Source organism: [Ruminococcus] torques ATCC 27756 (genome assembly GCF_000153925.1).
GTDB classification, from domain to species: domain Bacteria; phylum Bacillota; class Clostridia; order Lachnospirales; family Lachnospiraceae; genus Mediterraneibacter; species Mediterraneibacter torques.
Window position 1 is genome coordinate 1 of sequence record NZ_DS264372.1, and the last position, 15,093, is coordinate 15,093.

Sequence of the window (15,093 nt, forward strand, 5' to 3'; positions counted from 1 at the left end):
TAAAAATCATCTGTCAGATAACTATACCACAGGCGAAAGCGGTTTGTCACGGGAGAGTCGACCTGAAGTGCGGTAAAAGTGGATATCTGTATGGCTGAACTGTTAGACAAAAACCGACATTTTACTTGCCCGAATTATAAAAATATAGTAGTATTAATTTTTAAAGGAGAGGAAATTATGTGGTATTGGATTATAGTAGCTTTACTTGTGTCGGGCTGTGCCGCGATGTTGTTTGTATCGTTTTCGGGAATCAAACAGAGCAAAGCGGAGTTGGCGCGGGCAGAAGGAAGAGGAAGAAAAAAACGTCGGGATGAATATGAAGATGAGTATGAGGCGGAAGTCCGCACGCGTTCAAAACGAGAACGAGAGGCGCAAGCGTATGCAAAGGATCAGCGCCCGAAACGTAAGAAACGCCGCTGGAAGATCATTCTGGAAGATATTGACAGTTGGGAAAAATATAGCTTTACATTTTGCGACAGCGTAGGGATCGGCAGAGGAAAGGACGGAAGCATGTATGAGAGATATCTTCCGCTCACTTCTGACGGAAGGATCTCCAAGCTTCATTGTGTAATCATACATAAGAATGACAAATTATATGTAAAAGACGAGGATTCGAGAAACGGTACATATTTAAACGGTGTCCGTATCGACCGGCCGATGGAGATCCAAAGAGACGATATTATCGGAGTCGGGGAGACGCGGCTTGAAGTGCAGAGGATTTTGCGTGAGAGCGATTAAACGCAGCATATAGAAAAGAACAGTCCGTTTTGCGGGAAGGCAGACAGTTGCCGCACTGTAAAGCGGGCTGTTTGCCGTATAGGAAGCGGCGCGTTTTTGGCAGTCACATTTTCGGGGAATGAACATATAGTACACATATAATATCAGTTCGGGAGTGAGTGCGATGAACGAAAAACTGCCTTATTATATGGCTTATCCGATGCCCTTTTCTTTTGATGACGAGCGGATCGAGAGAATGGATCTTGAATATTTGAAAAGTATGTATCCGAAGATTCCGAAACGGATTCTTCCGTATGTAGAAGAAGAATGCGACCGTATGGAATACGAAAACAGTATGGTGTACGACGCATATCCTGATAAACTGCAGTTGAAGCTGATGTGCACGCGGGTGTGTGACAATATCAGACGGCATGAACATATTTGCCGGGAAGAGGATGAGAAGGAGGAAGATTTATCCGAAGATGAAGCAATAACTATGGAGAATCTGAGGGATCTTGTGGAGGTAATGCTGTTTCAGGAGTTATACAAACGCCGTTGTGACCACAGAAGATGTTGTCGCAGATTTTTTAAATAAGCGGAACTGTTTTATGCAAGTTTTGTGAGGCGAAGCGGAACTGTTTGGCAAAAAATATGTTTTAGTTGAAAATTACATGAAATATTTGCTTGAATTTTATGTATATTTTACAGAAATTTTCAAAGAAGCTCTCTTGATTTACTATTAAGATGAAATGTGATAAAATAAATAAGATATAGTAATGTATATTAGGTGGGGAATAAAATAAGGCGGAGAATACATATGAAAAAAAATTTGATTTTTATAGGGATGCCCGCAGTAGGAAAGAGTACGGTCGGCATCGTTGTGGCGAAGCGTCTCGGAATGCAGTTTATCGATACAGATCTGTTGATCCAGGAGCAGGAGAAGAAACTTTTGTGTGAGATTATAGCCGAAGTGGGAGAAGATGGGTTTATTGAGATCGAAAACAGGGTGAATGCAGACGTCGATGCGGAAAACGCGGTCATTTCCCCGGGCGGAAGTGTGATTTATTGCGAAGAGGCGATGAAACATTATAAAAATATCGGAACGGTCGTATATTTGAAAGCGTCTTATCAGACAATAAAAAAGAGAATCCGCAATCCGAAAAAGCGCGGAGTTGTTCTGCGCGACGGACAGACGTTTCGGCAGCTTTATGAAGAGCGCGTGAAGTTCTTTGAAAAATATGCGGATATTACGATCTGTGAAGACGGATGCGAGATCGAAGATACGATAGAAAATGTCCTGGAAGAAGTAAAAAAACTTGACAATGTACAGTGAACAACACTAGAATGATACGTTGACAAAAGTTGGGATTTAAAAAAAGCCGGATATGTGGTAGAATAAAAACGGCAGACTGAAAAGATATTATAAAGAATATAAGATAGAAAAGAGATATAGAAAAAACGTACGGGAAAGTACAAGTATGATAATAAAATCTAAACAGAGGTGTGATATGGAACAATATATCATAAAAGGCGGAAATCCGCTTGTCGGAGAAGTGGAGATCGGCGGCGCGAAAAATGCGGCGCTTGCAATTTTGGCGGCTGCAATCATGACGGATGAGACTGTTCAGATCGATAATCTTCCTGATGTGAATGATGTGAATGTGATGTTGGAAGCGATCGAGGGAATCGGCGCGATGGTGCAGAGGATCGATCGTCATACAGTAAAGATCAACGGAAGTACGATCGGCGATTTTAATATAGAGTATGATTACATTAAGAAGATCAGAGCGTCTTACTATTTGCTGGGAGCTCTTCTCGGGAAATATAAAAGGGCGGAAGTCGCGCTGCCGGGAGGATGCAATATCGGAAGCAGACCGATCGATCAGCATTTGAAAGGATTTCGGGCTCTTGGAGCGGACGTTGATATTGAACACGGCAAGATTGTCGCAGAGGCGGAGAAACTTCGTGGAACGCATTTGTATTTTGATGTTGTGACAGTCGGGGCAACGATCAATGTGATGATGGCGGCTGCTATGTCCGAAGGTCTTACGATCATGGAAAACGTGGCGAAAGAGCCGCATGTTGTTGATGTGGCAAACTTTTTAAACAGCATGGGCGCGAATATCAGAGGCGCAGGTACTGACGTGATCAAGATTCGCGGCGTGAGATCGCTTCATAAGACGGAGTATTCCATCATACCGGATCAGATCGAAGCGGGAACATTTATGTTTGCGGCTGCGGCGACAAAAGGAGACGTAACGGTATTGAACGTAATTCCGAAGCATCTTGATGCGACGATCTCTAAATTAGTGGATATCGGATGCGAAGTGGAAGAGTTTGACGATGCGGTTCGCGTTGTTGCAAAGAAGCGTCTGAGGTGTACCCAGGTGAAGACGCTTCCGTATCCGGGATATCCGACGGATATGCAGCCTCAGATCGGGGTGGCGCTCGCTTTGGCAAAAGGAACGAGTACGATCACGGAAAGTATTTTTGAGAATCGTTTCAAATATCTCGGTGAACTGGCCCGTATGGGAGCACAGGTAAAAGTGGAAGGCAATTCTGCGACGATTGAAGGCGTTGAGCGGTTTTCGGCTGCTCGTGTGAGCGCGCCGGATCTTCGCGCGGGAGCAGCGCTTTGCATTGCGGGTCTTGCGGCGGAAGGCATTACGATCGTGGATGATATCGTTTATATTCAGAGAGGATATGAGCGGTTTGAAGAGAAACTTAGAGGGCTCGGCGCTATGATCGAGCGTGTATCCAGTGAAAAAGAGATTCAGAAGTTTAAATTGAAAGTTGGTTAAAAAAAGGCAGAACCGAGAAACGGTTCTGCCTTTTGGCTCTTTCGGCGATGGAAGATATAAAAAGAAAAAGTGCGGTTTCCGGGAAGTGGAAAGGAAACTGCACTTTTGGCGTTTTGGATAGTTTTTATCGGATTTTTCGAGTGGACTCCCGTACTTTTAATTCTACAGGGAGAAGGATCTGCTGTTTTAATACGGAGTTGCTTTTGATCTGACGAATCAACACTTCTGCCGCCAGTTTTCCCATTTCGGCAGAAGGAAGCCGGACGGTTGTCAGGGCAGGCGAAAAATTCTTGGAAAGGGAGATGTCATTAAAGCCGACGACACCGATGTCCTGAGGACATTTTAAGTTCAGCTTTTTAAGCTGAGAAAGGATGACGCTTGCCAGAGAATCCGAACCGGCGAAGATCACTTCGGTTTCGGGATGCTTTGAGAGCAGTTCCTTTACCTGTGCCGCACATACTTTTGAATCCCAGTCGCAGTTATAGATCAGTTCGGGATCGTAAGGAATATTATTTGCCCGAAGCGTTTCACGGAAGATCATCATGCGGCAGCAGGAGTCGAAGTCGGATGGGGCGGATGAGTTGGAAGCGCCGCCGATGTAGGCGATCTTTTTGTAACCGCATTTGATAATGTGGTCGAAGATCAGTTGGTTTGCATATACGGTGTTGTATCCTATATTGCAGTATCCGTCAATATAGTTGTCGACAAATACGATTTTTTTATTGAGCGTTGTAATAAATTCAAGAGTTTCGGGCGGAATTTCCGTAATGATCAGTCCGTCCAGTTCCGAAAGCTGCTTTTTGAGTCCGGGAGTCATATTATGCAGCTGGGAATAACTTACGATCAGGGAAATAAACGCATTGTGAGATGCGCAGTAAGATTGAATCCCTCCCAGAATATCATTGAAATAAGGATCGGAGTAACTATAAGTAAGAGACATGATGCAGCCGATGTGGAGCTGACTTTTTTTTCCTGTATACTGATAATGAAGTTCCTCTGCTGTTTTCAGAACGCGTTCTCTTGTTTCCTGACTTGCCCGAAAATCGGGATCGTTAGAAAGAATTTTGGAAACAGTAGTAATGGAAACGTTTGCCGCTTTTGCGACTTCTCTAATTGTAGCCATAATATCCCTCCTTGTTTAGTAAACATAGTATCACAAAAAATAGAGAATGTAAACCTGAATTTTATGTAAATTATCAACAAAAAATAAAGTTTAGTAAACAAAATAGGTTAAAATAACTATAAAAACCAGACGAAAATAAAATAATTTGTTAAAATTACTTGAAAATAAATAAAACAAATATTATTATCTAGATAAACAAAGACAGATTGTTTAGTAAACGGAGGTGCAACATGAAAAATTTACATTTATAGGAGCAGGATCTTTGGATTTTACAAAAGATCTTGTAAGAGACATTCTTACGTTCGAGGCATTTCGGGATGCGGAACTTATGTTGATGGACATTGATCCGAAACGTCTTGAATATGCGGTAAAAGGAGTACAGAAAATCGTAGATGCCGGAAAATATCCGGCAGTAGTAAAAGGAACGCAGGACCGGAAAGAAGCATTGAAAGATGCGGATGGCGTTCTGATCACGATTTTGCAGGGAGGTGTGGAAGTATGGCGTCATGATATCGAGATTCCGAAGAAATATAATGTAGATATTTGTGTAGGAGATACGCGTGGCCCGTCCGGTATTTTCCGTTTTTTGAGAACGGCTCCGGTGCTTCTCGATATTATAAGAGACTGTGAAGAGGTATGTCCGAACGCGGTAGTTCTCAATTATACGAATCCGATGGCAATGCTCGTAAGTTATCTGCAGTCGATGTCTGACATGAATATTACAGGATTATGTCACAGTGTTCAGGGAACGGCGGAAATGCTTGCAAAATGGATCGGAGCAGAAGAAAAGCAGGTTCGTTATACATGTGCAGGAATCAATCATCAGGCGTTTTATCTTGATTTTGAAGTGGATGGAAAAGATGCTTATCCGGATCTTTATAAAGCAATCGAAAGAGAAGAAGTGGCGGCTGAAGAACCTGTCAGAATCGAAATGTTCAAGAAGCTTGGATATTTTAATACAGAATCGTCGGGACATAATTCGGAATATGTGGCATGGTTTAGAAAACGTCCCGATCTGATCGAAAAATATTGTACTCACGGAACAGGATGGAATCCGGGAGCGTACGGATTTATATTGGATGAGTATTTAGGACGGGAAGATACATGGGAAAAGGAATATACGGACTGGCTTGAAAACGGAGAAGTCGATCTTGAAAGAGGAGAGGAATACGCTTCCAATATTTTCAACGCAGTGTTCGGCGATCACACACCTTACTTCTTTAACGGAAACCTGAAAAACCATGGTTATATTACAAATGTGAAACAAGGCGTATGTGTGGAAGTTCCGACAGTCGCAACAGAAGCGGGAATCGTTCCGATCAAACAGATCACGCTTCCGGATCATCTGGCAGTGCTTGTAAATAATTCGGCGCTGATCGAAGACCTTGCCGTGAAAGCTGCCATTGAAGGCGATCCGAACCTTGTATTCCAGGCTGTTTTGTATGATCCGCTTACAAGCGCGGTCTGCAGCATGGATGAAATCCTGAACATGGTTCAGGAGATGCTTGATAAAAATGCAGAGTATTTGAGTTACTTTAAGTCGTTAAAGATAAATATGGAGGTGCTTCATGAAAAAGAGAATCGTTAGTTTAATATTATGTGGGCTCATGGTATTTTCAGCGGCAGGATGTTCAGGCGGCGGAGAAAATAAAGCAGGAAAAGACGACGTTACACTGACAATGTGGACACATATCAATGAGCCGTGGAATGCGGCATATAAAGATGCGATCAAAGAGTTTGAATCGGAAAATGAAGGCGTTCGGATTAAACTTGAGACGTTCCCATATGATGAGTTTGAATCAAAAGTACAGACCGCTTTGATCGATGGTGAAGGCGGAGCGGATATTTATGAATTGTGGGGAGGCTGGGCATTAGATTTTACTCCTTACGGAACATTGATGGAACTGCCGGAGGAAATGGCAGAAAAAGTGAGAGAAGAAAATTACGAGCCGACATACGGAGCACTTGAGTATGAGGATAAAATGTATGGTATCCCGCTGGAATATAATATCGAGTACGGCGGAATGCTTGTGAACGATACATTGCTCAAGGCGAAGGGGCTTACTGTTCCGAAAACATGGGAAGAACTTCGTAAAACGGCAATCGAAGGAACAGAGCACGACGGCAATATTTTCCAGTGCAAAGGTTTTGATTTTGTGAACTGGGATTCTGTGCCATATTATTTCCTTGCCTTTATCCTTCAGCAGGATGCGGATTACATGACGGCGGACGGAAAATTCGACGTGACGACAGATGCGGCTAAGACAGCGTTTAATGAACTTGCGACAATGGTAACAGAAGATAAAGTTACAGATCTTGAAGGACTGACAGGCGGAGCGGATATGGAAGGTTATCAGCAGTTATATGCCGGACGCAACATGATCGTACCGCGCGGACCGTGGACGATCTCCGAAGGAGAACAGTCATTCGGATTAAAACTCGGCACAGATTTTGATTATGCAGCTATGCCGCAGTATGGAAACAATCAGAAATTTGCTTCGGAAAACGGATGGTCGCTGGCGGTAAGTTCCAGTTGTAAAGAACAGGAAATCGCTTTGAAATTCCTTGAATATCTGTATCAGGATGATGTTATGTTAGAGCATAACATACGCTGCACACAGATTCCGGCAAAGAAAAGTCTGGCTCAGAGCGAAGAGTACAAAAAAGAAGTTCCGTACGCGGACGTTCTTGTAGGAATTCTCGATCAGGGACAGTTTATCGGAAACTTTAACACGGATCGTCTGAAAGAAACAATCAACAATACGTTTGTTTCCTATTGTTCCGGGGAATACGGATCGTTGGACGAGGCGATGGAAGATATGAATACGAAACTGAATGGAATACTGGAATAAAATAAAAAGACTGCCGTAAAACGGCAGTCTGACTCACAAGGGGGTGCGTCATGAAAAATAAAAAATTTGTAGGGACGGTCATGGTACCGGCTATGCTGCATATGTTTGTATTTATCGTTATCCCGATCGTGATAGGTCTTGTGATTTCTTTCTTTAACTATAATCCACTCAGTTCAGACAATAAATTTATAGGACTGGAAAACTTTGTAAGGCTTGTTCAAGACGCGGATTTTCGTAAGGCGCTTTTAAATACGCTGTTATTCGTGCTCATCACGGTTACTTTGAATATCGGCATCGCGCTCGTTGTGGCGCAGATGATCTCATGGTTTAAATCAAATAAGGTGAGAAGTTTTTTCCGTATGGTATTTTTCCTGCCGTGTATTGCGCCTATGGTTGCAACATCCGTTGTATTTGCCCGTTCTATCTTCCCGACGACAACAGGATTTCTGAACGTGGCTCTGAACAAGATCGGGATCGACTCGATCAACTGGCTCGGAGATCCGAAAGTAGTGATGATCTCACTTATTATTTATACGATCTGGGTAGACGTCGGTTATAACGTGATCCTGTTTTCGGCAGGTATTGACGGAATTCCTTCTTATGTGTATGAGGCGGCAGATCTGGACGGAGCGAGCGAATGGGTAAAATTCCGCAAGATTACATGGCCTTTGCTCGGAAGAAGCTTTCAGTTTGTCATTGTACAGACGTTGATCTCACATTTTCAGATGTTTGCGCAGTTTGCAGTGCTCATTTTGAAAGACGGCCCTCAGAATTCAGGACTTGTTCTTTCAAGATATATATACAAGATGGCGTTTGAGTATAAAGACATGGGATATGCATCGGCTGTGTCGCTTGTTCTCTTTGTCATTATTATGACACTGTCATTGATCGAGCAGAAGAAGAGCGCGGTAGACTGGGAGTATTAGGAGGCATATTATGAAAATGTTAAAAGACAAAAAGAACAGAAAACTAAGGATTATTTCATTCGTGATTTTGTTTTTGGCAGCGATCGTGTTTCTTGCGCCGTATTTTTGGATGCTTTCCAATTCCTTTAAATCTACGAAAGAGATTTTGCTGGAGCCTACGAATATGCTGCCGAAGCAGTTTACGCTTGACGGATATGTGAAAGTGATTACAGATTCGCCGTTTTTCAGATGGATGGGAAATTCGCTTTTTGTAACGGTTATTGATACGCTTGTCGTTTTGTTTACGAGCTCTTTGATCGGATTTGTGCTGTCGAAATATAAATTCAAACTGAACAAATTTTTGTTTTATGTAATATTGATCACAATGATGATGCCGACGGCGGCAATGATGATCCCGAACTTTTTGCTTATATCAAAACTGGGATGGTATGATAAGATCATTTCTCTTGTTGTGCCTACGTTTGTAAATGCATTTGGAATTTTCCTGTGCAAACAGTTTATCGACGATATGCCGAAGGAACTTTTCGAGTGTGCGATGCTTGATAATGCGGGGCCGTTTACGATCTATCGAAAGATCGTGCTTCCGGGAATCCGCCCGGCGCTCGGAAGTCTGACGATCTTTACCTTTTTAGGATTGTGGAATGATTACCAGACGCCGTTGATCTATTTGAACAGCTCGGAAAATATGACTCTGCCTCTTGCAATGTCGTATTTTTCAACTCAGCATTTATCGGATCTTTCGGCGACGATGGCTGCCGCTTCCCTTATTATGATTCCTGCGTCGATCGTATTTATTATATTCCAGAAGCAGTTCATCAAAGGAATTACGATGACCGGAATGAAATAACGAAAAATGTGGAAAAGAAAAAGTTAAAAAAGCAAGAAGTATAAAGATAAAATGTAAATGCTAAGAACATAAAAAGAGGAAAACATAAAAAAGAGAATCAGAAGGGGTGATTCTGTATGGAATTGGAAAAATTTGATCCTGTCTGCGCCGCAGTGCTGAAAAAAACAGAAATTGAAAAACCGGCATATCCGGTGATAGATTTCCATATGCATATGGGAAAAATGCTGTTGGGCGAATCGTATGAAACAAAGTATGACACGAAGGAATATGTCCGGGAACTGCAAGATGCCGGCGTTGTATGCGCTGTGAATATGGATGGATATTTCGGAAAAGATCTGGAAAAGATGCAAAAGAAACAAGAAGGATTCGAGGAAATGTTTTTTAATTTTATGCAGCTTGATTTTTCTGCGTATGATGATCCTGATTTTTGCGATAAAACGAAAAAGGTAATAGAAGATTCCTGTATGCGCGGATGCCGGGGGATCAAATTATGGAAAGATCTTTCGCTGTGGGAGCGGGATAAATACGGCAGGCCGATCCGTACAGATGATCCTCGTTTTGATATCATCTATGATACGGCGGCGAAACTGCACATTCCGGTGCTGATGCATGTAGCTGATCCGGCGGCGTTTTTTACTCCGAAAAGTGAAAAAAATGAACGATGGGAAGAGCTTGATGTCTGTCCGGAATGGGATTTTTCAGATCATGAAAAGTATATGAGTTTTGAAGAACTTATGGAAATGCAAGAGAATACGGTACGCAGTCATCCGGAAACGACGTTTGTGATCGCTCATGTCGGAAGTTACGCGGAGAATCTGGAATGGGTAAGCGGGCAGCTGGAAAAATATCCGAATATGTATATAGATGTTGCGGCCCGGCTGGCGGAGCTGGGAAGAGTTCCGTACAGTGCGAAGAAGTTTTTTGTGAAGCATCAGGATCGGATCTTGTTCGGTACGGATTGTACGCCGCTTGGTATGGGATATCATAAGATTTATTATCGTTTCTTCGAGACAAAAGACGAGTATTTTCCGTATCAGCCCGAAGGAGAACTTCCGGGACAGGGAAGATGGGCAATCTACGGAATCGGACTGGAAGATGAGATCTTGAAAAAGATATATTATAAAAATGCATGTAAAGTTCTTTCTCTTGATGAAAACCGCTTTGTAGGAGGTGTGAGATGAGACGGTATTTAAGCGTTGATTGTGGCGGAACAAAGACGGCGTTTCTTTTGTGCCGTGAAACGGGAGAGCTGGAAGCTGCGTGTACGTTAGGCCCCGGCAACTATATGGTGAACGGAATCGATCATGTGCTGTCAGTATTAAAAGACGGTATTTTGCAGATCTGCTGTCAGGCGGCAATCGCGCAAAGTGAGATCACTCACAGTTTTATAGCTATCGCAGGGTTTAAAGATATACCGGCGGATGTGCCGGTGCTTACCCGCCTTGTACGGGAAACGTTTCCGAGGATGTCGATCACTCTCGGGAACGATACGGAAAATGCACTGGCAGGATCTCTTCTCGGAAAACAGGGAATCCATGTGATCGCCGGAACGGGATCGATCGGGCTTGGATTTGACAAGGACAGTTACTATGTGCGAAGCGGCGGATGGCATCATCTTTTCGGAGGGGATGAAGGAAGCGGTTATTGGATCGGATGTCAGTTGATCCGGCATTTTACAATGCAGGCGGACGGAAGAGAAGAAAAAACGATGATGTTTGATTATATTTTGGAAAAATACGGTCTTGCGTGTCCTGAAGAGATATTAAGGCTCGTTATTAATGAGTGGAAGGGAGAACGGGATAAGATCGCATCTATGTCAAAAGATGCATATGAACTTGCGGAACAGGGCGATTCTGCGGCGGCAGGCATTTTTAAAAGCGCGGCGCGCGAACTTGCGAAGATCGTAAAAGGCGTGTACAGAAACGGGAATTTTGATATACCGGTTTATGTGTCTTATTCCGGAGGTGTGTTCAAAGCGATGAAGTATATAAAAGAAACGCTGGAAGAAGAGCTGCGGGACGTATCGTGCGTTTTCACAGAGCCGTGTCTGCTCCCGTCGGCAGGCGGGATTATACTGGCGTGCAGAGCTGCGGGAAACGAAGTGAGTGAACAGATGATAGAAAATCTGCGTACGGCACAGCATATGCGGGTATAAAATTGATATGAAAAAATGAAAGAAAAGTATAAAAAATATATTGGAAATAAAGCCTTTTATATGATGGTCATGGCGATCGCCGTTCCGATCATGATCCAGAACGGACTTACAAATTTTGTGAACCTTTTGGACAATATTATGGTTGGAAGACTGGGAACAGAAGAGATGTCGGGTGTTTCGATCGTCAATCAGATCATATTTGTGTATAATTTATGTATTTTCGGCGGAACAGCAGGTGTGGGAATCTTTACCGCCCAATATTTCGGACAAAAAAATGATGAAGGGATACGCAGTACATTCCGATATAAGATTTGGTTGGCGCTGATAATTACTGTCGGCGTCGCTTTTCTTCTTCTGTTTTTCGGAAAGCAGCTGATTCTTTTGTATCTGATGGGAGAAAACGGAGGAAATGAAAAGCTGGCGCTGGAATATGGGATGACGTATCTTCGGATTATCTTATTGGATCTTCCGGCGTTTATGATCCTGCAGGTTTATGCCAGTACGATGCGTGAGTGCGGGGAAACAGTAGTGCCGATGAAGGCGGGAGCTGCGGCTGTGGCGGTCAATCTTATTTTCAATTATCTGCTGATATACGGAAAGTTCGGATTCCCCCGGCTGGGGGTGGCGGGAGCGGCTGTGGCAACGGTGCTTTCGCGTTATACGGAAACGGCGATCGTCGTAATATGGGCGCATACCCATGAGAAAGAAAATACATATATGACAGGACTTTATAAAACGTTGTCCGTGCCCCGGGATCATGTAAAAAAATATTTTATAAAGGGAACGCCGCTTTTGCTGAACGAAGCGTTATGGTCTTTCGGTATGGCGGTTTTGGCACAAAACTATTCTGTGCGCGGGCTGACGGTGATCGCGGCGATGAACATAGCGAATACGATCAATAACTTATTCAGCGTTGTGTTTGCGGCGATGGGAGAATCCGTGGCGATCATAGTCGGGCAGGCGCTTGGCTTCGGAGATATGAAAAGAGCGAGAGAGATCGACAATAAGATGATTGTATCCTGCGTTCTTATCAGTTTCGCAGTATCGGTTTTTATGTTTCTTTTCGCGCCGTTTTTCCCCCGGATTTATAATACGACGGAAGCTGTGCGAAAGGCGGCTATGGGACTTGTTTTGGCACAGGCGGTGTTTATTCCCCAGAATGCATTTCTCAACGCCGCTTATTTTACCCTTCGGGCAGGCGGGAAAACAGGTGTCACTTTTTTCTTTGACTGTGTATTCTTATGGTGCGTCAACATTCCGATCGTTTTTGTTTTATGCCGATATACCGGACTTGCCCCGTGGGCGGTCTACAGTGCGATGCAGATCGGGGAATGGCTGAAGTGTATTGCGGGCGCGGTAATGGTGAAAAAGGGAGTGTGGCTTGAGAACCTGACCGGTAAAGGGGAAGATGAAAAATATCTTCTGCGGGAAAATGAAGAAAAGCATTGACATTTCCGAGTGTACATTGTAAAGTCTTGTTTGTAACAAAACAGTTTAATAAAAATACTTTCTCTTATTCAGAGCAGTGGAGATACAAAGGATCTGAGAAGCTGCGGCAACCCCTGAACAGGAAGGTGCCAACCTGAGCGAGTCATCGAACAATAAGAGGATTGTTGTGATAGAGAGACAGTCCGCTTTTACGGGCTGTTTTTATTTGCGGCGGCGAGTCAAAGTCCGGGTCATCCGGGGATCTTGACGACTGCTTATGATCCGAAGCAGTCTGCCGCAGGCAGATATCTTTCTTGATCGTAAAGAAATAGAGAAAGTGAACGAAAGGAGAATGGTTATGGAGAGAGAAAAGATTTTATTTACTTCCGAGTCGGTTACGGAAGGACATCCGGACAAGATGTGCGATCAGATTTCGGACGCTATTTTGGATGAACTTATGAAGCAGGATCCGATGAGCCGTGTCGCATGTGAGACATGCTGTACGACAGGCGTCGTTATGGTGATGGGAGAGATCACGACGAAAGCTTATGTAGATATTCCGAAGATCGTACGTGACACGGTTCGTGAAATCAGCTATACAAGAGGAAAATACGGATTTGACGCCGATACATGCGGCGTGATCACAACGATTGACGAACAGTCGTCCGATATTGCGATGGGAGTGGATAAAGCGCTCGAAGCAAAAGAAAATAAAATGTCAGAAGACGATATTGAAGCCATCGGAGCAGGAGATCAGGGAATGATGTTCGGTTATGCGTCTGATGAAACAGAAGAATATATGCCGTATCCGGCGGCGATGGCGCATAAGCTTGCGCGCCGTCTGACAGAAGTAAGAAAGAACGGAACACTGCCGTATCTTCGCCCGGACGGGAAAACACAGGTAACTGTGGAATATGATGAAAACGGCGTTCCAAAGCGTTTGGATGCGGTTGTGCTTTCTACACAGCACGATCCTGAAGTGACGCAGGAGCGGATTCATGAAGATATTAAGAAATATGTATTCGATGAAGTGATTCCGGCAAATATGACAGATGATGAAACAAAGTTTTTCATTAATCCGACAGGACGTTTTGTGATCGGAGGACCTCATGGAGACAGCGGTTTGACAGGACGTAAAATCATTGTTGATACTTACGGAGGAATGGCGCGTCACGGCGGCGGAGCTTTCTCGGGAAAAGATTGTACAAAAGTGGATCGTTCCGCGGCATATGCGGCGCGTTATGCGGCGAAAAATATTGTTGCGGCAGGTCTTGCGAGACGATGCGAGATCCAGCTTTCTTATGCCATCGGCGTAGCGCAGCCGACGTCGGTATCCGTAGATACGTTCGGCACAGGGAAGGTTTCGGATACAAAGCTTGTGGAGATCATCCGTGAGAACTTTGATTTCCGTCCGGCGGGAATTATTAAAATGCTGGATCTGCGCAGACCGATCTATAAGCAGACCGCTGCGTACGGACATTTTGGAAGACTTGACGTTGAACTGCCGTGGGAAAAACTGGACAAAGCAGACGATCTGAAAAAATATCTTGAATCATAAAACAGATTTACCGGCGGGAAAGACCGGTATAGAAAAAGGATAGAAAACTAAGATGACGATTCGGCCGTCTTTTCGATACAGGGTAACGGATATCCATATCGAAGAGGCGGCTGATTTGTTTATAAAAAGTTTCGTTGAAGAAGGGGAGGGGTAACGGTATAATATATAATATCATGCAAAAGTGAGAATCTGTTTTAGGAGGAGCGCCTATGAAGCTTAGGACAAAATTGATCGTGGCATTTATGTCTGTTATGATTTTGCCGATGATCTTTTTGAATGTAGTGATGCATACGTTCGCGTCGCGGGAAGTAGGAGAACTTCAGCAGCTTTATATGATTGTCGTATTCATCACAACGACGCTGCTGATTTATTGGATCTACCGTTCGGTTTCTGTTCCGCTGGCGAAACTGCAGAAGGCGGCAAGAAATATCAAGGAAGGGAATCTTGATTTTGAGATCAGGCAGGAGTCGGATGATGAGATCGGACAACTCTGTCAGGATTTTGAGGAGATGAGGCTTAGGCTGAAGGCGAACGCGGAAGAGAAGGTTGCATTCGACCGGGAGAACAAGGAGCTGATCAGTAATATTTCCCACGATCTGAAAACACCGATCACGGCGATCAAAGGATATGTGGAAGGAATCATGGACGGGGTTGCGGATACCCCCGAAAGGATGGACAGATACATT

General features: G+C 43.9%; 14 protein-coding genes and 1 riboswitch. Of the genes, 13 read left to right on the forward strand and 1 reads right to left on the reverse strand.

Annotation, left to right across the window (positions count from 1 at the left end; translation table 11 throughout):
* Window positions 1-177 precede the first annotated feature (177 nt).
* The 4 genes from RUMTOR_RS10765 (at window position 178) to RUMTOR_RS10780 (ending at window position 3,518) form a co-directional block, all read left to right on the forward strand.
* Window positions 178-738, forward strand: coding sequence for an FHA domain-containing protein (locus RUMTOR_RS10765; RefSeq protein WP_009242494.1), 561 nt, complete (start codon window positions 178-180; stop codon window positions 736-738).
* A 163-nt stretch (window positions 739-901) separates the two neighbouring features.
* Window positions 902-1,312 carry a hypothetical protein gene (locus RUMTOR_RS10770; protein WP_004847844.1) on the forward strand — a complete coding sequence of 137 codons (411 nt, stop codon included), beginning with the start codon at window positions 902-904 and terminating at the stop codon, window positions 1,310-1,312.
* Between the two features lie 222 nt (window positions 1,313-1,534).
* On the forward strand, window positions 1,535-2,050 hold the full coding sequence (locus tag RUMTOR_RS10775) for a shikimate kinase (protein ID WP_004847848.1): 516 nt from the start codon (window positions 1,535-1,537) through the stop codon (window positions 2,048-2,050).
* 175 nt (window positions 2,051-2,225) lie between these two features.
* Window positions 2,226-3,518, forward strand: coding sequence for a UDP-N-acetylglucosamine 1-carboxyvinyltransferase (locus tag RUMTOR_RS10780; protein ID WP_009242493.1), 1,293 nt, complete (start codon window positions 2,226-2,228; stop codon window positions 3,516-3,518).
* A gap of 124 nt (window positions 3,519-3,642) precedes the next feature.
* Here the strand turns inward: RUMTOR_RS10780 and RUMTOR_RS10785 are convergent, their stop codons facing one another.
* Window positions 3,643-4,641, reverse strand: a complete 999-nt coding sequence (locus RUMTOR_RS10785) for a LacI family DNA-binding transcriptional regulator (RefSeq protein ID WP_004847851.1) — start codon at window positions 4,639-4,641, stop codon at window positions 3,643-3,645.
* Window positions 4,642-4,864: 223 nt separating this feature from the next.
* On the opposite strand from RUMTOR_RS10785, the gene melA reads away from it, so the two are divergent.
* The 9 genes from melA to RUMTOR_RS10830 form a co-directional block, all read left to right on the forward strand.
* Entirely contained in the window at window positions 4,865-6,229 is a 1,365-nt protein-coding gene (melA, locus tag RUMTOR_RS10790) for an alpha-galactosidase (protein WP_044998251.1), read from the forward strand.
* Entirely contained in the window at window positions 6,210-7,493 is a 1,284-nt protein-coding gene (locus RUMTOR_RS10795; protein WP_004847853.1) for an ABC transporter substrate-binding protein, read from the forward strand. Before melA ends, RUMTOR_RS10795 begins: the two co-directional genes overlap by 20 nt.
* Before the next feature lie 50 nt (window positions 7,494-7,543).
* Window positions 7,544-8,419 carry a carbohydrate ABC transporter permease gene (locus RUMTOR_RS10800; RefSeq protein WP_004847854.1) on the forward strand — a complete coding sequence of 292 codons (876 nt, stop codon included), beginning with the start codon at window positions 7,544-7,546 and terminating at the stop codon, window positions 8,417-8,419.
* 10 nt (window positions 8,420-8,429) lie between these two features.
* The gene (locus RUMTOR_RS10805; protein ID WP_004847855.1) at window positions 8,430-9,266 is read left to right on the forward strand and encodes a carbohydrate ABC transporter permease; all 837 of its coding nucleotides are present in this window, start codon (window positions 8,430-8,432) and stop codon (window positions 9,264-9,266) included.
* 116 nt (window positions 9,267-9,382) lie between these two features.
* Complete coding sequence (locus RUMTOR_RS10810) at window positions 9,383-10,447, forward strand: amidohydrolase family protein (RefSeq protein WP_004847856.1); 1,065 nt, start codon at window positions 9,383-9,385, stop codon at window positions 10,445-10,447.
* Window positions 10,444-11,421, forward strand: a complete 978-nt coding sequence (locus RUMTOR_RS10815; RefSeq protein WP_004847857.1) for an N-acetylglucosamine kinase — start codon at window positions 10,444-10,446, stop codon at window positions 11,419-11,421. The genes RUMTOR_RS10810 and RUMTOR_RS10815 overlap by 4 nt, the downstream gene beginning before the upstream one ends.
* A gap of 15 nt (window positions 11,422-11,436) precedes the next feature.
* Window positions 11,437-12,870, forward strand: a complete 1,434-nt coding sequence (locus RUMTOR_RS10820; protein WP_004847858.1) for an MATE family efflux transporter — start codon at window positions 11,437-11,439, stop codon at window positions 12,868-12,870.
* 61 nt (window positions 12,871-12,931) lie between these two features.
* Window positions 12,932-13,029: riboswitch (SAM riboswitch) on the forward strand.
* A 178-nt stretch (window positions 13,030-13,207) separates the two neighbouring features.
* Window positions 13,208-14,407, forward strand: coding sequence for a methionine adenosyltransferase (metK, locus tag RUMTOR_RS10825; RefSeq protein WP_044998252.1), 1,200 nt, complete (start codon window positions 13,208-13,210; stop codon window positions 14,405-14,407).
* Between the two features lie 209 nt (window positions 14,408-14,616).
* Window positions 14,617-15,093 (forward strand): HAMP domain-containing protein (locus RUMTOR_RS10830; RefSeq protein ID WP_004847861.1); only part of this gene is annotated, 477 nt, incomplete at its 3' end.

Excerpts from the sequence above, each read along its gene's own strand:
- RUMTOR_RS10765 (WP_009242494.1), top strand. The coding sequence starts at position 178 with ATGTGGTATTGGATTATAGTAGCTTTACTTGTGTCGGGCTGTGCCGCG.
- RUMTOR_RS10770 (WP_004847844.1), top strand. The coding sequence starts at position 902 with ATGAACGAAAAACTGCCTTATTATATGGCTTATCCGATGCCCTTTTCT.
- RUMTOR_RS10775 (WP_004847848.1), top strand. The coding sequence starts at position 1,535 with ATGAAAAAAAATTTGATTTTTATAGGGATGCCCGCAGTAGGAAAGAGT.
- RUMTOR_RS10780 (WP_009242493.1), top strand. The coding sequence starts at position 2,226 with ATGGAACAATATATCATAAAAGGCGGAAATCCGCTTGTCGGAGAAGTG.
- RUMTOR_RS10785 (WP_004847851.1), bottom strand. The coding sequence starts at position 4,641 with ATGGCTACAATTAGAGAAGTCGCAAAAGCGGCAAACGTTTCCATTACT.
- RUMTOR_RS10795 (WP_004847853.1), top strand. The coding sequence starts at position 6,210 with ATGAAAAAGAGAATCGTTAGTTTAATATTATGTGGGCTCATGGTATTT.
- RUMTOR_RS10800 (WP_004847854.1), top strand. The coding sequence starts at position 7,544 with ATGAAAAATAAAAAATTTGTAGGGACGGTCATGGTACCGGCTATGCTG.
- RUMTOR_RS10805 (WP_004847855.1), top strand. The coding sequence starts at position 8,430 with ATGAAAATGTTAAAAGACAAAAAGAACAGAAAACTAAGGATTATTTCA.
- RUMTOR_RS10810 (WP_004847856.1), top strand. The coding sequence starts at position 9,383 with ATGGAATTGGAAAAATTTGATCCTGTCTGCGCCGCAGTGCTGAAAAAA.
- RUMTOR_RS10815 (WP_004847857.1), top strand. The coding sequence starts at position 10,444 with ATGAGACGGTATTTAAGCGTTGATTGTGGCGGAACAAAGACGGCGTTT.
- RUMTOR_RS10820 (WP_004847858.1), top strand. The coding sequence starts at position 11,437 with ATGAAAGAAAAGTATAAAAAATATATTGGAAATAAAGCCTTTTATATG.
- metK (WP_044998252.1), top strand. The coding sequence starts at position 13,208 with ATGGAGAGAGAAAAGATTTTATTTACTTCCGAGTCGGTTACGGAAGGA.